Genomic DNA, 16,435 nt, shown 5'->3' on the forward strand with positions numbered 1-16,435 from the left:
ATGACAACAGCTATCCGCGCTTAACTTAATAATTGCTAATTTTGTATATGAACTTTTCTGAAAATTCACGCATCTGGATCTACCAGTCCAATCGCGAGCTCAATGCAGACGAAGTGTTCCGCATGGAGCACATACTCAACGATTTTACGTCCGAATGGACAGCCCACAATAACCAGCTTAAAGCAAAGGCTCAAATCCGTTATAACCGCTTTATCATTTTAACAGTCGACGAAAGCCAGGCTGGCGTTACCGGTTGCTCCATCGATAAATCGGTAACCCTGATGAAATCATTAGAACACGAGTTTCACATTAACCTGTTCGACCGGTTTAACACCGCTTACCGTACTGCCGACGGGATAGCGTCAGCATCGCGCAGCGAGTTTGAAGAACTGATTAAACAAGGGGTTGTTAACGCCGATACCATCGTATTTAACAACCTGGTGAATACCCTGAAAGACCTGGATACCAAATGGGAAGTTCCGTTTAAAAACAGCTGGCATAATCAGGTTTTCGGCGCTTTGGTTATCGCATAATTATGTTCATTATTGATCTGAACTATATCGTGCCCCTCGAAGAACTGGACCACCACATGGCTGAGCATGTTAAGTTTCTGCACAAATATTACAAAAAGGGAATATTTGTGGCTTCCGGCAGAAAAGTACCGCGCACTGGTGGCATTATCCTGGCCCTGGCCGATGATGAAGCTGCCGTAAAAAAAATAATGCTCGAAGATCCCTTTACCAGGCACGAGCTCGCTGAATATACCTTAACCCACTTCCTCACCTCGCAATACCACCCCGACCTGCAAACGTTACTGGGCCAGTAATAAACCCGAATGATAAGAGCTGATGCGTTTACGATAAGACGACTTACTAAGCTTTGTATTTAGCAGAAGCGTAATTATGAGTAACGAACCCGGCCAACCGGAAATAGGGATGACGTTTGAACCTTATAGATTACCAAGCGCAGGTAGGATATGTACGCAAAAGCCCGACTGCACGCCGGGCCGGGAGCTGGCCTCGCGGGTGGAAGGATCGGGCAGTTTTGACTTTTTTGTTCTTTTTGCCAAGAAAAAAGAAACAGCCCTTCCCGCGGCGATTGAGCGGGCCGATGTTTTAAATTAAGAGCTACTGATTATTAACGCAAAATAAGCGATTGACAATCAGCGCACCCGATATGCTGCATACTTATCGCGCGCAAAAGCTCCCCCCTCACGTCGGGATGACATGATGGAGAGAGATTCAGTATTGACAATCAACAACTTAACAAAACGTCATTATAAATAATAGACTCGACCAACCGGAAAAAACAGGGATGACGTTTGAACCTTATAGATTACCAAGCGCAGGCAGGAAATGTGCGCAAAAGCCAGACTGCACGCCGGGCCAGGAGTTGGCCTAGCGGGCGGAAGGATCGGGCAGTCTTGACTTTTTTGGTTCTTTTTGTGTCAAGACAAAAAGTAACAAGCCCTCCCGCGGCGATTGAGCGGGCCGATGTTCTAAATTATGAATACTGATTATTAAAGCAAAATAAGCGATTGACAATCAGCACACCCGATATGCTGCATACTTATCGCGCGCAAAAGGTCGTATGTATGAAATGGTTCGATAGATGATGTAAAAGAGTTCTTGAAAAAAAGGTTGTAGCTTAATAGTGAACCATTAACAAACACTTTAAACCAAGAACTCATGAAACAAGGTACACAATTAGATTTTAGCGGACAAACTATTTTTGTTGGCATAGATGTCCACAAGAAGTCCTGGAAGGTCAGCCTTCGCAGCACCCATATGGAGCTAAAGACGTTTTCCCAGGAACCTTCACCTAAGGCCTTAAGCGGGCATCTACAACAGAACTATCCTTCGGCCGATTACAGGCTCGTTTACGAAGCCGGTTTTTGCGGCTTTGGCTATCAGCGACAGTTTAGTGAGCTGGGGATGTCCTGCATCGTCGTAAATCCTGCCGATGTCCCGCTGACAGACAAGGAAAAGCAGCGCAAATCAGATACGGTCGATTGCCGGAAACTCAGTAAAACATTAAGTGAAGGAGCCCTGAAAGGTATCTTCGTGCCTGGCATCGAGCAACAGGATGACCGCGGTATTATCCGTGTTTACCAGCAAATGATCAAAGATCAGACACGCTATAAGAACCGAATAAAAGGATGGCTTAACTTCCAGGACCAGTCGGTGACGGTAGACACCGATAAATACTGGTCGAATCATTATATCTGCCTGCTCAAGGCCCTTTGCTTGCCTTCATCAGCACGGATCAACCTGGATATTCTGCTACAGGGATACCAGCAGACCCGTATCATGGTACTCACAGCCACCAGGGAAGTCAGAGCCCTATCCAGGCAGCCACGTTATCAACAAATTATAAAACTGATCCGGACCATCCCCGGTATAGGCGAGATTACCGCCTTATTATTTGTCACAGAGATCGGCGACATTGAACGCTTTGATTCCCTGGATGCCTTGTGTGGATATGTGGGGCTGGTGCCGGATATGCATAGTTCCGGCGATCAAAAAATCATATTGGGGCTCACTAAAAGAGCCCATCACCAATTACGGGAGAAGCTTATCGAGGCCTCTTGGATAGCTGTCAGGCTCGACCCGGCCATGACGCTGGCTTTCAATAACCTTTGCAAAAAAATGAAAAAGAATAAGGCCATCATCAGGATAGCTAAAAAAATGCTCAACCGGATACGGTTCGTTATGAAGAATCAAAAACCTTACGTAACTTCGGTTGTCAAATAAGTCCAAAAGGACGAATGCCTGATAAAGCCGGTTTGGTTTTTTTATGAAATGGGCAAACCGAAGCGAGGGATCTGCGGCCCGAAAGGTGTCTGCTATACAAAAGGTTACGGTTGCCCTTTTATCCAAATAATTTGAACGCGATCCTGCAGCCTGCAAAGTGTCTGCTTATAGGAGGTTAGCTGGTCATTTATCAACGCATTAAAATAAAAATTCGTGAAGGTTTTTTTAGCCATTCAGTGAACAGGATAAATAAAAAGCCTCCTTTGACAGAGGCCTTTATCCGTGGTTCAGCAAATCATATTGCTGGCAGGTTGCTCCTCAGCAGCGCCTGTTTCCTCTTTTGATTTGCACTGGAAAGTTAAACAAACAGGGCCATGCTTTGACCAAAAATATTTAAAACATTTAAGCAATACGTGTTATAACCCCTTTTTAAGCCCTTTTGCCTCGTTTACCTTGCATATTTCATCATAGGAGGTCCCTCCTCGCGTCGGGATGACATGATGGAGAGAGATTCAGTATTGACAATCAACAACTTAACGAAACGTCATTACAAATAATAGACTCGACCAACCGGAAAAAACAGGGATGACGTTTGAACCTTATAGATTACCAAGCGCAGGCAGGAAATGTGCGCAAAAGCCAGACTGCACGCCGGGCCAGGAGTTGGCCTAGCGGGCGGAAGGATCGGGCAGTCTTGACTTTTTTGGTTCTTTTTGTGTCAAGACAAAAAGTAACAAGCCCTCCCGCGGCGATTGAGCGGGCCGATGCTCTAAATTAAAGGATACTGATTGTCGGAGAAAAGATAGCAGATTGCCAATCAGCGCAGCCGATATGCTGCATACTTATCGCGCGCAAAAGATCCCTCCTCACGTCGGGATGACATGATGGAGAGAGATTCAGTATTGACAATCAACAACTTAACAGCACGCCATTATAAACAATCCGAATTCTGCTGAATAAAGACAGCGCGGCGAATATCTCACACAGGCTATCAAATTCTATCTATATAAAATCTTATAAAAAGACAGCAACGCCATTAACCATATTCTGCTATTTTTTAACTTAGCTATATGGAACAATTTGACCCGAGGATTGACGAGTATATAGCCAAATCCGCAGCCTTTGCCCAACCGATATTGACCCATCTGCGTGAGTTGGTACACCAGACTCATCCGCAGATACAGGAAACCATCAAATGGAGTATGCCATTTTTTGATTATAAAGGAACCGTTTGCCAAATGGCGGCATTTAAGCAGCATTGCGCTTTCGGTTTCTGGAAAGCCAGCGCCCTGAGCGATCCGCATCAAATGATGAACAAGGGAGAAGAAGCTTCCGCCGGAAACTTTGGCCGGCTCAACAGCCTCACCGATCTTCCGCCTGATGAAATCCTGATCGCCTATATCCGCGAAGCCGTCGGACTCAATGAAAGCGGCGTAAAGGCCGGAATGCGCGCTAAATACAAACCCGCAAAACAAGTAATCGAAAAAAAAGAAATTCCGGTACCCGAAGAGTTTCTAAATTTATTGGACGCCAGCCCGGCCGCCGATGAAAACTTCGCCAAATTTAGCCTCGCAAAACAAAAGGAATACCTGGAGTGGTTTGGAGAAGCCAAAACTGAAGCTACCCGCTCAAAAAGGATACAAACGGCGCTGGAGTGGATAGCAGAAGGTAAAAGCAGGCATTGGAAGTATCAGAAATAGGTTGACCACTCGCGCGCAGAAGATTTCTCGTCGCACCTCATCGAAATAACATTTATCTTATTACAAAGTAAAAGCTTTGACAACTTTCAGAAAGTCGTCAAAGCTGATCGGAACGCGATACGAACACGCAGATGATATTTTTCATGAGTGACGACCGTACTGCAGAGCCTGTACGGTTGCTCGTGTTTTTTAAAGATCCTTTAAATGATCATTCATTTGAATAATAAACTTCTCAAATTAGAAATCCAAAGGCCCCAACCTTCGCATATTTTTCATGATCAAATATTTGCGGTGCTGAATGTAAACCGTGGGCTTAACCGGCGACCATTTTAGTGGGTTAGGCCAAACGGCCACAATTAATGCTGCCTGCGATTTAGTTAGATCGGAAGCTGATTTATGAAAGTAATTTTGTGATGCTGCTTCAACGCCATAAATGCCGTCGCCCATTTCAATTACATTCAGGTAAACCTCCATAATGCGCTCTTTGCTCCAAAAAATCTCTATCAGCAAAGTAAACCAGGCCTCAAACGCTTTACGGATATAAGAGCGCCCCGGCCATAAAAAAACATTTTTAGCTGTTTGCTGCGATATGGTACTGCCGCCAATCAGCTTTTTGCTATGTTGGTTTTTGTCAATCGCCTTTTCAATAGCGTTAAGGTCAAAGCCATGGTGCTCTAAAAACAATTGATCTTCTGATGCTACTGCTGCCCTTTTCATGGGGTCGGCAATGTCATCAAACTTAATCCAATGTTTGTCAATTTTCCAGTCTTTGCCATCGGCTTTGCGTTCAAAGCCACGGCTGATCATCAGCCAGGTGACAGGCGGATTCACAAAACGATAAAACAATACCCAGATTACGCTAACGCCTACAAAAAGGATAAGCGCGAGTTTGATGATACGCAGAATTAATTTGAGAATACCGGATTTAATCATGACGGCGCAAAAATAAAAAAAGGTACTTAGCCGGAGGCTAAATACCTTTATAATAATTCTATTCTTTTACACTCTCCTTTTTCAGGAGAGGTAGTATACTTATTCGGCAACTACGGTAAACGGAACCTTAACTTTCACTTCTTTGTGCAAGTTTAAATTAGCGGTGTATTCACCAACAAATTTAGGTTCGGTATCAAATGTGATACGGCGACGGTCAACTTCAAAGCCTTCTTTCTTCAATGCATCAGCAATCTGAATGGTATTGATAGCTCCAAATATTTTTCCGGTTTCGCCGGCTTTAGCACCAATAGTCAGTGTAACACCTTCTAAACGGGCAGCGATAGCATCAGCATCCTTACGGATTTTTTCTTGTTTAAACTGAGCCTGTTTAAGGTTCTCAGCCAATACCTTACGCGAAGAAACTGTAGCCAGTATAGCAAATCCCTGAGGAATCAGAAAATTACGGCCATAGCCTGGTTTTACATTCACTACATCGTCTTTCTCGCCGAGGTTTTTAATATCTTGTTTTAAAATAACTTCCATTGCTTAACCTCCTTGATTATTTTAACGAGTCAGTAACATAAGGTAATAAACCGATATGGCGTGAGCGTTTAACAGCCTGGGCCACTTTACGCTGAAACTTTAAAGAAGTACCTGTTAAACGGCGTGGTAATAATTTACCTTGGTCGTTAATAAACTTCAATAAAAAGTTAGCGTCTTTGTAATCGATATACTTAATTCCGTTCTTTTTAAAACGGCAGTATTTTTTACGGTTATCCTCCACTTTGGGAGCAGTAACGTATTGAATTTGATCTTTTGCCATTACCTTGCTACCTCCTCTGTTTTAGGTTTTTTCTGGTTGAATGCACCGCTACGTTTTTTGTCGTTATAAGCTGTAGCATGTTTATCCAGGGCGATTGTAAGAAAACGCATGATGCGCTCATCTCTTCTGTATTCAATCTCCAGTTTGTTAATTAATTCACCCGGAGCCTTAAATTCAGTTAGGTGGTAGTATCCTGTAGTCTTTTTTTCGATAGGATACGCTAGTTTTCTCAAACCCCAATTATCCTCTTGGATAATTTCGGCTCCGTTATCTGTTAAGATCTTGGTAAATTTGGCTACGGCCTCTTTAGCAGTCTCAACTGACAACAACGGGGTTAGAATGATCACGGTTTCGTACTGTTGCATTTAAACTTTGATTTTTATATATTATCCGCTTTTTAAGCGGGCTGCAAATGTACGTAAACCCCTGAATAATACAAAGCTTTTTAAAAAAAAGAAGCGATGAGGTTAAGAATCCTCATCGCCTTAAACACACCTAATAAACAAAGACAATTTATTAATTGATTTTCCCCTTAATTAATTTAAACTGATATCTCTTTGTTCGTCCAAATATAAGATAGGTAAACAACATTTCATATGCGTAGTAATACGTATTTTACATGTTTAAACATTTACTTAAAATTAAATAAATACCTATGGGAGAAATAATTACAATTAGAACAACAAACAGCGCCTGTACTATTCAATAAATAGAAAATCAGTATCTGCGCGCCGGATTTCTTTTTATAATCCCGGCAGGCAGCCTTCTCTTAAACGCAGCAACTCTACCTGGTTTGTATAGATTTTTTTTAGTAAATATTGGGCATAATGATAAAAAAAACAGCCACTTAACATTTACTTTATCCGGTTACTATTATATTTAGCTTACTAAATCTTTAACTTAATATGATAGCCCAATCAATCAACATTCCCAGCGTAATTGAACGTTACAGCCAAACTTTAATTAATGTAACCGGCGACCCGGAAAATAACATCCAGCTTTATGAAAACGGTGATGGATATTTAATAGGTAGCCTGGCACTGCAACAGGGCTATGCGCCATACCGAAATATCAACAGCTCCCCATCCGACCTGGATTACCAATTACTGGCCAAAGCTGGTTTGTTGATTGCCGGGCAGGGGAAATCTGCCGAAGTTGTATTAACAACCGGCTTTCCTTATACTACTTACGAAATTTTCAAACAACAGGCTATCAATTTTTACACCCCCAGGGATATTTTTATTGAATATAATGGAGATACCTATGCCACCAATGAACACAGGCGCATGCAGATAACCGTAAGGAATATAGAGGTGGTACCCGAAATATTAGGTTGTATAGATGCCATCAGGAAGGGGCCGATAGTAGAGAACGACGACTTTTTTGTAGTGAGTTTAGGATACGGTACCTGCGAAACCGGCTTAAGCATTAACGGCGGCCTTGTTGGGCGTACCTGCATGAGTGTATCTGGCTTGCGTTATGCAGTTAACAATTTACAGAGCGAGCTAAGCCGCAGCAGCAATTTAGGCATGAAGAATGAACACATGATTAACCAGAGTTTTCAGGGCGGCAGCATTGTGGTTGACCGCAAGCGGAAGGACCTGACCGATTTGCGCCGCAGCCAGTTACTCAATTATTATAAGGAGGTTATATCGCCCACCTTAAAGAAAACCTTTACCGATACCGACTTTGACAAAGCCGGCAAACTTTACCTGGTTGGGGGCGGTGCCCTTTACACAGACCTGGCCAACTGTTTCCGTGAAGAATTTGACGGCGTGCTGAATGTAATTATTCCGCCAGAACCGAGCTATATGGCCAGCCTGGGTTACTGCCTTAAATCGTACCAACGCTGCGGCGACATTAATGAGGCCGTTGGCCTTGATATAGGCAACGCTTACACCGTTGTTTCCAAAATAAGCAGTTTATAAGCTGTTAAAAACAAACCAGTCGGTTTTTATTGATGTAAGCCACGAGATGTGGCTTACATCAATGTTTGTTAGTACAGTAATCAGCATTAAATAACTTTCGGCACTGTTATTTAGCTGCGTGTTGATTGATCTAAGATATTCCCTGATCCGCCCCGCGTATTTCATTTGCACATACCCGCAGATATTTCTAATTTAGTTGCGATGGATAATTTTATTGTTTCGGCCCGTAAATACCGCCCGGTTACCTTTGATACCGTTGTGGGCCAACAACATATAACCAACACGCTAAAAAACGCTATAAAAAATAATCAGCTGGCGCAGGCATTTTTATTCTGCGGGCCACGTGGTGTAGGTAAAACTACCTGTGCGCGTATCCTGGCCAAAACCATTAACTGCACCAATTTGCAAGCCGGTATTGAAGCTTGCGGCGAGTGCGATTCGTGCAAGGCCTTCCAGCGGGGTAACTCTTTTAACGTGCACGAGTTGGATGCCGCCTCAAACAACTCGGTTGAGGATATCCGCAGCCTGATTGAGCAGGTGCGCATACCGCCCCAGGCCGGTAAGTATAAAATTTATATTATTGATGAGGTGCACATGCTATCGCAGGCGGCCTTTAACGCCTTCCTGAAAACGCTGGAAGAACCACCATCATACGCTATATTTATATTAGCTACTACCGAGAAGCATAAAATACTGCCTACTATATTATCCCGTTGCCAGATATTTGATTTTAACAGGATCAAAGTTGATGATATGGCCGGCCACCTGGCATCCATCGCCCAAAAAGAAAGCATCGGTTACGAGGTTGACGGCTTGCACATCATTGCCCAAAAAGCTGATGGCGGCTTACGCGATGCTTTATCGATGTTTGATCAGATCGTTAACTTCTCGGGCGGGAATGTTACTTATCGTTCGGTAATTGATAACCTGAATATTTTAGATTACGATTATTACTTTAACGTAACCCAAAGCCTGCTTAGCGAGGATACGGCCAAAACATTACTGTTATTTGATGAGATACTTTCAAAAGGCTTTGATGGCAGCCATTTTATATCCGGTTTAACCGAGCATTTACGTAACCTGTTGGTAGGTAAAGATGCCGAAACCCTAAAACTGCTCGAAGTGAGCGAAGGCATCCGCAAAAAATACATCGAGCAATCGCAGGCGGCAACGGTTTCGTTCCTGCTATCGGCAATGAACATTGCCAATCAGTGCGATTTAAATTATAAACTGAGTAAAAACCAAAGGCTGCAGGTTGAGCTGGCCTTACTCAAAATGTGCCATATAATGGCCGCCCTCAACTTAGCTCAAACTAACTTTAATAATAACCAGCCCGAAGGGCAGGTAAAAAAAAAACCTGATTTAGTAGCAAACGAGCCCGAAGCACCTGATAAAACCGCGCCTGTAAGCACACCACAGGTTAGCCAAACCCAACCTGTTAGTGTAACTCCAGCCTTAACAGCACCTGCTAAAGTAGAGCCTGTAGAAAAACCGATAGCCGAAAAGCCGCCCATTTTTATTCCGAATCAGCATATCGCGTCGAGCTCCATAAAAATACCTTCGCTTAAAGATTTGGGCAAGGGTGTTGCCACGGAAGTAGAAAAAGAAGACGACCCCTATTTAAAAGGCACCGACAGGGAAAATTTTACGTATGACGACTTTTTAAAATACTGGCACCACTATACAGCGAAGGTTAAAGAAGACGGTAAAAAGAATTTGCTCAGTATTTTTACTACTAATGCCCCCGTTATGCTTAAACCTTATGTATTTGAAGTAATTGCAGGCACCAAAGTACAGGAGAACGCATTTAGAGATGAGAAGCCCTTTATTTTAAACTTTTTGCGCACATCGCTAAAAAATTTCGATATCGAGATACAAACGCGGATTGACGAGGTAAAGGCCACCAAAAGATTATACTCCGCACAGGATAAGTACCAGCACATGGCCACCAAAAACCCAGACCTGGCCGAATTAAAAAAACGATTTAACCTGGAGGTTGAATAATAATCGAATTTTGAAGGAAGTGCAGCCCGGAGTTACGATCAGCCTTTCCGCTTAATTATAACTCCGGCAGACACATTATCTCAATTTATTTCATCGGCTCGTCGTTTTTTGGATAGCCTTCTTCATCCAGATCATCGCGGTCATCTTCCTGTGTACGCGAAAGAACTTCATCAATAGGATCAATTTCCAGATCTTCGGTGTTACTCACGTGCATACCTAATTTATCGGCATCCATCTCCAACGATTCGTCCTTAATATATTCATCAACAGCTACGGGGTTTGCCTCGTCGTAGGTAGAATCCATATCGCCACCATTTTTCACCGCCGTATTGTAAGGGTCGGGATGGTCATAATCCGGGTCGTCGCTTTTTACATCGTATTCAAAGCTTTGCTCATCCTCATTAAAACTCAGATCTTCCTTGTCTATCGTTTCTCCTAATTCGTCTTTCAATTTCCGGTCCCTGTCTTCACTATCATCATTAAAACCAGGGTAAAATGTTTGTTTGTTCATTGGTTTATAGTTTTATATCAAAGCTACTTTAAAAACCTTGCCAAAAAAACACGGTATATTAAAAGTGACTAAAGTCATTTACCGGTATGTCATTTAGAAATCGTTTTTTTTACTGCGCAGCAAAAAAAGTTAAACCTGATTAGCGATAATTTATAAGGCATAAATTTTTTATGTAAGTTTGGCAGTTATTAAAATTCGAAAAAAAACAGTCTGTATATGTCAAAAATTAAAGTAGCGAACCCTGTAGTGGAGCTTGATGGCGACGAAATGACGCGCATCATTTGGAAATTTATCAAAGATAAATTAATCATCCCTTATCTTGAACTGGATATTAAGTACTATGATTTAGGCATTGAGTACCGTGATGAAACTAACGACCAGGTAACTATTGATGCTGCAAATGCCATTAAACAATATGGTGTTGGTATTAAATGTGCCACTATTACACCTGATGAAGAGCGTGTTAAGGAGTTTGGCCTGAAACAAATGTGGAAATCGCCAAACGGAACCATCCGTAATATTTTAGATGGAACTGTTTTCCGCGAGCCTATTGTAATGAGCAATGTACCCCGCTTGGTACCTAACTGGACAGCCCCTATCTGCATTGGCCGTCACGCTTTTGGCGACCAGTACCGCGCTACCGATTTTGTAACCAAAGGCAAAGGTAAATTAACCATTACTTTTACACCCGAAGATGGCGGTGCCGAACAATCGTTCGAAGTGTTTAATTTTAAGGGCGATGGTGTAGCTTTAGCCATGTATAATACCGACGAATCTATCCGCGGTTTTGCACATGCTTGCTTTAACCAGGCTTTGATGAAAGGCTGGCCTTTATACCTTTCAACCAAAAACACCATCCTGAAAAAATATGATGGCCGTTTTAAAGATCTTTTTGAAGAGATTTACCAGGCAGATTACAAAGCTAAATTTGCTGAAGCCGGCATTACTTATGAGCACCGTTTAATTGACGACATGGTTGCATCGGCCCTGAAATGGAACGGTAACTTTGTTTGGGCTTGTAAAAACTACGATGGCGACGTACAAAGCGATACCGTAGCCCAAGGTTTTGGTTCATTAGGTTTAATGACCTCTACTTTGGTTACACCTGATGGCACCGTTATGGAGGCAGAAGCCGCACATGGTACAGTAACCCGCCACTACCGCGAGCACCAGGCAGGCCGCCCAACTTCAACAAACCCTATCGCGTCAATCTTCGCATGGACCCGTGGTTTAGAGTTCCGCGGTGTTTTAGATGGCAACCAGGAGCTGATCGACTTCTGCAAAGCTTTAGAGCAAGTTTGTATCGAAACTGTTGAAAGCGGCAAAATGACCAAGGATTTGGCTATTACCATTAAACCAAAAGTTGAACACGGTACAGATTACCTGTACACCGAAGAATTTTTGGAAGCAATTGATGAAAACCTGAAAAAGAAGTTAGGTAAATAATTAAGCTGATATAATTGAAGCCCCGTTCATTTTTTTTGAACGGGGCTTTTTTATTTCCCGGTGTTACCAATAGTGTGTTATCCAGAACTCATCTATCTTGATACACTTCTACAGGCAAATAAACTATGGCAAGCCAAACAGCGATGAATGTGAACTAAGAAAATCGGCTTCTGATACAAGCATTGGCACAGCAGGCAATCAGGCGAGTCCAAAATTAGTGTCGATCATATTAAAAAACGCTTCGTTATCCATGCTCTTCCAGGCGGCATAAGTAGCTTCAGCATCTTTACCGGCCAGGTATCTTAGCCTATCGCTGCCATCAGTAGCAGCTTCGTATATAATTCCGGCTATCAATTCAGGCGAAGAATAATTACCTGAGTTTTTACTAAAGCCTGCCCAAACTTTAGCTATGGCATCATCATAGTCAGTTTTATGGCCCGGTTTGATAGTACTATGTAATGATCTGCCGGCAAAATCGGTAGTTACGCCACCAGGGGCAACCACTTTAACTTTTATGCCATAGGGTTTTAATTCATACTTTAACGATTCCGACAAGCCGTCCAAACCAAATTTGGTAGCATGGTACAAACTGTTGAATGGGAAAGCAACCAAACCACCTATTGAAGTAATGTTGATAATGGTTCCACCGGTATTTTTCATATACGGCAATACAGCCTGAATGGTACGTATTACCCCGAACATATTGGTATTAAACTGCTGCATTATACTTTCTTCGCTGGCTGTTTCTAAAGGGCCCACTATACCGTACCCGGCATTATTAAGCAATACATCTACCTGCTTAAAATCGGCTATTACGGCATTTACAGCTGCTACCACATTACTGGCATCTGTTACATCCAATTGATAAAGCTTAATGTTTTCGTGTTGCGCCAATTCGGTTTGGCCTTCGGTATTACGCATAGTGGCTGCTACATTCCAGCCTTGGGCTGCAAAATACAACGCAGTTGCCTTCCCTATGCCTGACGAGGCTCCGGTAATCAATATAGTTTGTTTCATGGTTATTTATCGTTTTGATGGCAATATAACACACTATTTTTCAATTAGTTTAAACTAACCAAGAGATTTTAATAACAAATAAAAGCCTACCTTCTGCGCAGTTAAACAAACTATCACATCAGGCGGCTATTCAAACGATTAACCCGCATAAAAAAGTATTTGGTTATTTACATCTCGCCGGTCAAAACCGCTCTTACATGTTTCACCGACAATTCTCCAGCCTTTACCGAGTAGTTTTAGCTGCCTGCCCAATACCGCTTGATGCGCCTCGTTTATCGGCCTACATTTACATCATAATTAATAACAAAACAATGTACAACGATAGCAACAACAGCAAACCATCCCGTCAAAACAACCGCACTTTTGCCGGATTATTTTTAGTAGGATTAGGTGGGATTTATTTACTTCGCCAGCTGGACTTTATCTTCTTCCCTACCTGGCTGTTCAGCTGGCCGATGATCCTGATTTTGATCGGGTTGATCAGCGGCATTAAACACAACTTCCGTCATCCCGGAGCGTATGTCATGATGTTTATAGGTAGCGTGTTCTTGTTAGGCCATATCATCAATATCTCGATCTACTTTTTATGGCCGCTCGTTTTAATCGCCATCGGCATCCGGTTGTTGGTTGGGAAAGACGATCGCTGGTGTCGCGATCGCTGGGAGCGCCGTATGCAATGGCGTCGCGATGTGCACCAGGAAACTAAAACATTATAATCAGGCTATAACCACCTCAACATATATTTAGGCTGTCCGCCCGGGTTTTGAACCCGGGCGGATTTTTTTATTTTTATTTTCCTATAAATAAATTTAGCGTGTATAATTGGATCATAATAAATAACGAATCCGACCAAACAAAAAAAAATAGGGACGACGTTTGATCCTTCGGTAATTATTGGAGCACGGGCAAAAGCGGGCAATGGCCAGACTGCACGCCGGGCCGGGAGCTGGCCTGTGGGTGGAAGGATCGGGTAGTCTTGATGTTATTCACCTGTGTTTGTTTTTTTAAGGTGTTCATGAGCTCCCTCCGGTCGGTTTTTGGTTACTTTTTGTATCAAGACAAAACTGCGTAGCATTCATTCACACCAAAAACAAACACGAGTGAATAAAGTAACAAGCCCTTCACGCGGCGATTGAGCGTGCCGATGCTATAAATTAAGAATACTGTATATTCGAGCAATAATATACACAATGACAATCAACAACTTAAATAAGCGAATTGATAAGCCGCATAAAAAACACCTCGTACAGGGCCATGCCGCACGTCCTTCGACAGGCTTATAATGACGTATTGTTAAGTTATTGATTATCAATATCGAATCGTCATTGCGAGGAACGAAGCAATCTCTACATAGGCAGAGCGGCTCTGCAGGTTCTCCTGTATATTACAAAGACGTCTACTTAAGTTTTTGATTATCAGCGCGTCTGTTTTTGCTACGATAATCAGAGTTCTTAATTTACAACATCGGCACGCTCAATCGCCGCGTGAAGGGCTGTTACTTTTGTCTTGAGTGGCTGTTGCGCAACTAAAAAAGAGATAAAAGCCTGTCCTTTTGTAGCTATTTGACCTGCTGACGTTTCAATATTGGCGAATAAGTTCTGGATAACTGTTGAATATTAAAATCTCAGCCAGTCTATCCGCAAAAATTCATATTTTGAAGTTTGTTTCTGAGTTGTGCAACAGCCACTTGACACAAAAGTAACCAAAAAGTCAAGACTGCCCGATCCTTCAGCCCGCGAGGCCAGCTCCCGGCCCGGCGTGCAGTCGGGGCTTTTGCGCACGTTTGTATCTGCATCAGACAAATTCATCTGCTTTCAAATGTCATCCCTGTTTTTTCCGGGGTGAGGCCCGGTGGGATACTCAGGATGACAACTTACGCGCACTAAAAAAGAGAGTGTTATACTGAGTAAGGATCCGGCCAGCCGGAAAAAAATAGGGATGACATTTGAAACTCACAGACTAATACGTGATGATTTCCGAAGAAAATTACATGCTGATAATCAATAAATTAAAAAAGACACCATTATAAGATAAGCCTATACCTCATGAAGCTATCTGTTTATAGCAAACAATACAACACCATTTCGCCTATTATTTTTGTCAATGTCCGGAACTTTCCAAAATCAATATCGCATAAATTATATTTAATTTGCAGCTCCAAAATACTACCTGCTATGTCTGCAAAAGGCCCTCTGTTTTATACCGATCAGTTATTTGAGAAAACCAGATTTCCGCATCAGGCACATGTTGAAGCCGTGTTTGAAAACTGCACCTTAAAAAGCTGTGATTTTTCGAACGTTAATTTTTCGGGGAGCGATTTTATCGATACCGCCTTTGAGAGCTGCAATTTCAGCATGGCTAAATTTAACAATACGGGCCTTAAAAACGTTACATTTAAAGGCTGTAAGTTAACTGGCGTTAACCTGAGCCATTGTAAAGACTTTTTGTTTAGCGCCAACTTTGAAGATTGCATCCTGGATTATTCCTCGTTTCATAAAAAGAAAAATAAAAAAGCCCGGTTTATCAATTGCTCCATGAAAAGCATCGATTTAACCGAGGCCGACCTTAGCGATTCGGTTTTTCAGAATTGCGATTTACTGTTGGCCGAGTTTGAGCGCACCATCCTAACCGGTGCCAACCTAAGCACGGCGTTTAACTTCACCATCGATCCGGAAAAGAATCAGCTGCGCAAAGCAAGATTTTCCAGCCACGGCCTGGTTGGCTTATTAGCTAAATATGGTATTGTTGTGGAGTAAAAGCAGCAGAACGCGATTGCAAATTAACTCAGAACTCCATACCAAACAGCATTACCCAGCCTCAGCGCCATTCCGAATCCTGTTAATGATACTTGTTGACGAATACCCTGGAACAAAATCCAATACCTCAACTGCGCCACCGTTGGCTATCACCTCGGGCGCACCCACTATTTGGGGGATGGTATAATCGCCGCCCTTTACCAAAACGTGTGGCATAATTTGCTGTATGGTAAGCAAGGGCGTATCCTCATCAAACACAATAATGGCGTCGATAAAAAAGAAAGAAGCCAGCATCATGGCGCGGCTATACTCGTCGTTAATAGGCCGGTTTGTGCCTTTCAGGCGCTTAACCGAAGCATCAGAGTTAATGGCGACGATCGTTTTAGTCCCCAGGGCGGCAGCTTCCGCCAAGTAAGTAATGTGGCCAAGGTGCACCAAATCAAAACAACCATTTGTAAAAACAATTTTCTCGCCACCGGCTTTCCAATATTCCACCTGCAATTGAATCGCGGCTGTATCCAATAGTTTTTGTTTAATCAGTTGTTCTGGCGAAGGCATCATACT

The 16,435-nt window shown here is 42.7% G+C and carries 18 protein-coding genes; 10 read left to right on the forward strand and 8 right to left on the reverse strand.

The features are described 5' to 3' along the window. Positions 1 to 47: 47 nt before the first annotated feature. From MUCPA_RS09350 to MUCPA_RS09375, 5 genes are all read left to right on the forward strand, one after another. Positions 48 to 533, forward strand: a complete 486-nt coding sequence (locus tag MUCPA_RS09350; RefSeq protein WP_008505987.1) for a hypothetical protein — start codon at positions 48 to 50, stop codon at positions 531 to 533. Between the two features lie 2 nt (positions 534 to 535). Continuing rightward, on the forward strand, positions 536 to 826 hold the full coding sequence (locus MUCPA_RS09355) for a YciI family protein (RefSeq protein ID WP_008505988.1): 291 nt from the start codon (positions 536 to 538) through the stop codon (positions 824 to 826). A gap of 76 nt (positions 827 to 902) precedes the next feature. Further along, the gene (locus MUCPA_RS09360) at positions 903 to 1,124 is read left to right on the forward strand and encodes a hypothetical protein (protein ID WP_008505989.1); all 222 of its coding nucleotides are present in this window, start codon (positions 903 to 905) and stop codon (positions 1,122 to 1,124) included. Between the two features lie 564 nt (positions 1,125 to 1,688). Next, positions 1,689 to 2,753 (forward strand): IS110 family RNA-guided transposase, encoded by a 1,065-nt coding sequence (locus MUCPA_RS09365; RefSeq protein ID WP_008505990.1) that lies wholly within the window; start codon positions 1,689 to 1,691, stop codon positions 2,751 to 2,753. A gap of 1,070 nt (positions 2,754 to 3,823) precedes the next feature. Next, a complete protein-coding gene (locus tag MUCPA_RS09375; protein WP_008505991.1) occupies positions 3,824 to 4,453 on the forward strand; it encodes a YdeI/OmpD-associated family protein in 630 nt (209 codons plus the stop codon). A gap of 237 nt (positions 4,454 to 4,690) precedes the next feature. Here MUCPA_RS09375 and mtgA read toward each other — a convergent pair whose 3' ends face one another. From mtgA to rpsF, 4 genes are all read right to left on the reverse strand, one after another. Next, complete coding sequence (gene mtgA, locus MUCPA_RS09380; protein ID WP_008505992.1) at positions 4,691 to 5,386, reverse strand: monofunctional biosynthetic peptidoglycan transglycosylase; 696 nt, start codon at positions 5,384 to 5,386, stop codon at positions 4,691 to 4,693. A 99-nt stretch (positions 5,387 to 5,485) separates the two neighbouring features. Next, entirely contained in the window at positions 5,486 to 5,929 is a 444-nt protein-coding gene (gene rplI, locus MUCPA_RS09385; RefSeq protein WP_008505993.1) for a 50S ribosomal protein L9, read from the reverse strand. Positions 5,930 to 5,945: 16 nt separating this feature from the next. After that, positions 5,946 to 6,209 carry a 30S ribosomal protein S18 gene (rpsR, locus tag MUCPA_RS09390; protein WP_008505994.1) on the reverse strand — a complete coding sequence of 88 codons (264 nt, stop codon included), beginning with the start codon at positions 6,207 to 6,209 and terminating at the stop codon, positions 5,946 to 5,948. After that, on the reverse strand, positions 6,209 to 6,574 hold the full coding sequence (rpsF, locus tag MUCPA_RS09395; RefSeq protein WP_008505995.1) for a 30S ribosomal protein S6: 366 nt from the start codon (positions 6,572 to 6,574) through the stop codon (positions 6,209 to 6,211). The genes rpsR and rpsF overlap by 1 nt, the downstream gene beginning before the upstream one ends. A gap of 540 nt (positions 6,575 to 7,114) precedes the next feature. On the opposite strand from rpsF, the gene MUCPA_RS09400 reads away from it, so the two are divergent. Both MUCPA_RS09400 and MUCPA_RS09405 read left to right on the forward strand, forming a co-directional pair. Then, on the forward strand, positions 7,115 to 8,137 hold the full coding sequence (locus MUCPA_RS09400; protein WP_008505996.1) for a ParM/StbA family protein: 1,023 nt from the start codon (positions 7,115 to 7,117) through the stop codon (positions 8,135 to 8,137). 201 nt (positions 8,138 to 8,338) lie between these two features. Next, a complete protein-coding gene (locus MUCPA_RS09405; RefSeq protein ID WP_008505997.1) occupies positions 8,339 to 10,141 on the forward strand; it encodes a DNA polymerase III subunit gamma/tau in 1,803 nt (600 codons plus the stop codon). Between the two features lie 85 nt (positions 10,142 to 10,226). On the opposite strand, the gene MUCPA_RS09410 is transcribed toward MUCPA_RS09405, so the two are convergent. Continuing rightward, positions 10,227 to 10,652: a hypothetical protein gene (locus MUCPA_RS09410; protein WP_008505998.1), complete on the reverse strand. Its 426-nt coding sequence runs from the start codon at positions 10,650 to 10,652 to the stop codon at positions 10,227 to 10,229. 216 nt (positions 10,653 to 10,868) lie between these two features. Here MUCPA_RS09410 and MUCPA_RS09415 point away from each other — a divergent pair, with 216 nt between their 5' ends. Continuing rightward, positions 10,869 to 12,098: an NADP-dependent isocitrate dehydrogenase gene (locus MUCPA_RS09415; RefSeq protein ID WP_008505999.1), complete on the forward strand. Its 1,230-nt coding sequence runs from the start codon at positions 10,869 to 10,871 to the stop codon at positions 12,096 to 12,098. A gap of 198 nt (positions 12,099 to 12,296) precedes the next feature. On the opposite strand, the gene MUCPA_RS09420 is transcribed toward MUCPA_RS09415, so the two are convergent. Continuing rightward, positions 12,297 to 13,115, reverse strand: a complete 819-nt coding sequence (locus MUCPA_RS09420) for an SDR family oxidoreductase (protein WP_008506000.1) — start codon at positions 13,113 to 13,115, stop codon at positions 12,297 to 12,299. A gap of 311 nt (positions 13,116 to 13,426) precedes the next feature. Here MUCPA_RS09420 and MUCPA_RS35885 point away from each other — a divergent pair, with 311 nt between their 5' ends. After that, positions 13,427 to 13,831, forward strand: coding sequence for a LiaF transmembrane domain-containing protein (locus tag MUCPA_RS35885; RefSeq protein ID WP_008506001.1), 405 nt, complete (start codon positions 13,427 to 13,429; stop codon positions 13,829 to 13,831). 175 nt (positions 13,832 to 14,006) lie between these two features. Here MUCPA_RS35885 and MUCPA_RS39205 read toward each other — a convergent pair whose 3' ends face one another. After that, positions 14,007 to 14,132: a hypothetical protein gene (locus tag MUCPA_RS39205; protein WP_262492992.1), complete on the reverse strand. Its 126-nt coding sequence runs from the start codon at positions 14,130 to 14,132 to the stop codon at positions 14,007 to 14,009. Positions 14,133 to 15,289: 1,157 nt separating this feature from the next. On the opposite strand from MUCPA_RS39205, the gene MUCPA_RS09435 reads away from it, so the two are divergent. Continuing rightward, a complete protein-coding gene (locus tag MUCPA_RS09435) occupies positions 15,290 to 15,871 on the forward strand; it encodes a pentapeptide repeat-containing protein (protein ID WP_040625808.1) in 582 nt (193 codons plus the stop codon). A gap of 51 nt (positions 15,872 to 15,922) precedes the next feature. Here MUCPA_RS09435 and rfaE2 read toward each other — a convergent pair whose 3' ends face one another. After that, on the reverse strand, positions 15,923 to 16,432 hold the full coding sequence (gene rfaE2, locus MUCPA_RS09440; protein WP_008506003.1) for a D-glycero-beta-D-manno-heptose 1-phosphate adenylyltransferase: 510 nt from the start codon (positions 16,430 to 16,432) through the stop codon (positions 15,923 to 15,925). Between the last annotated feature and the right edge of the window lie 3 nt (positions 16,433 to 16,435).

It is taken from the genome of Mucilaginibacter paludis DSM 18603 (assembly GCF_000166195.2).
GTDB classification, from domain to species: domain Bacteria; phylum Bacteroidota; class Bacteroidia; order Sphingobacteriales; family Sphingobacteriaceae; genus Mucilaginibacter; species Mucilaginibacter paludis.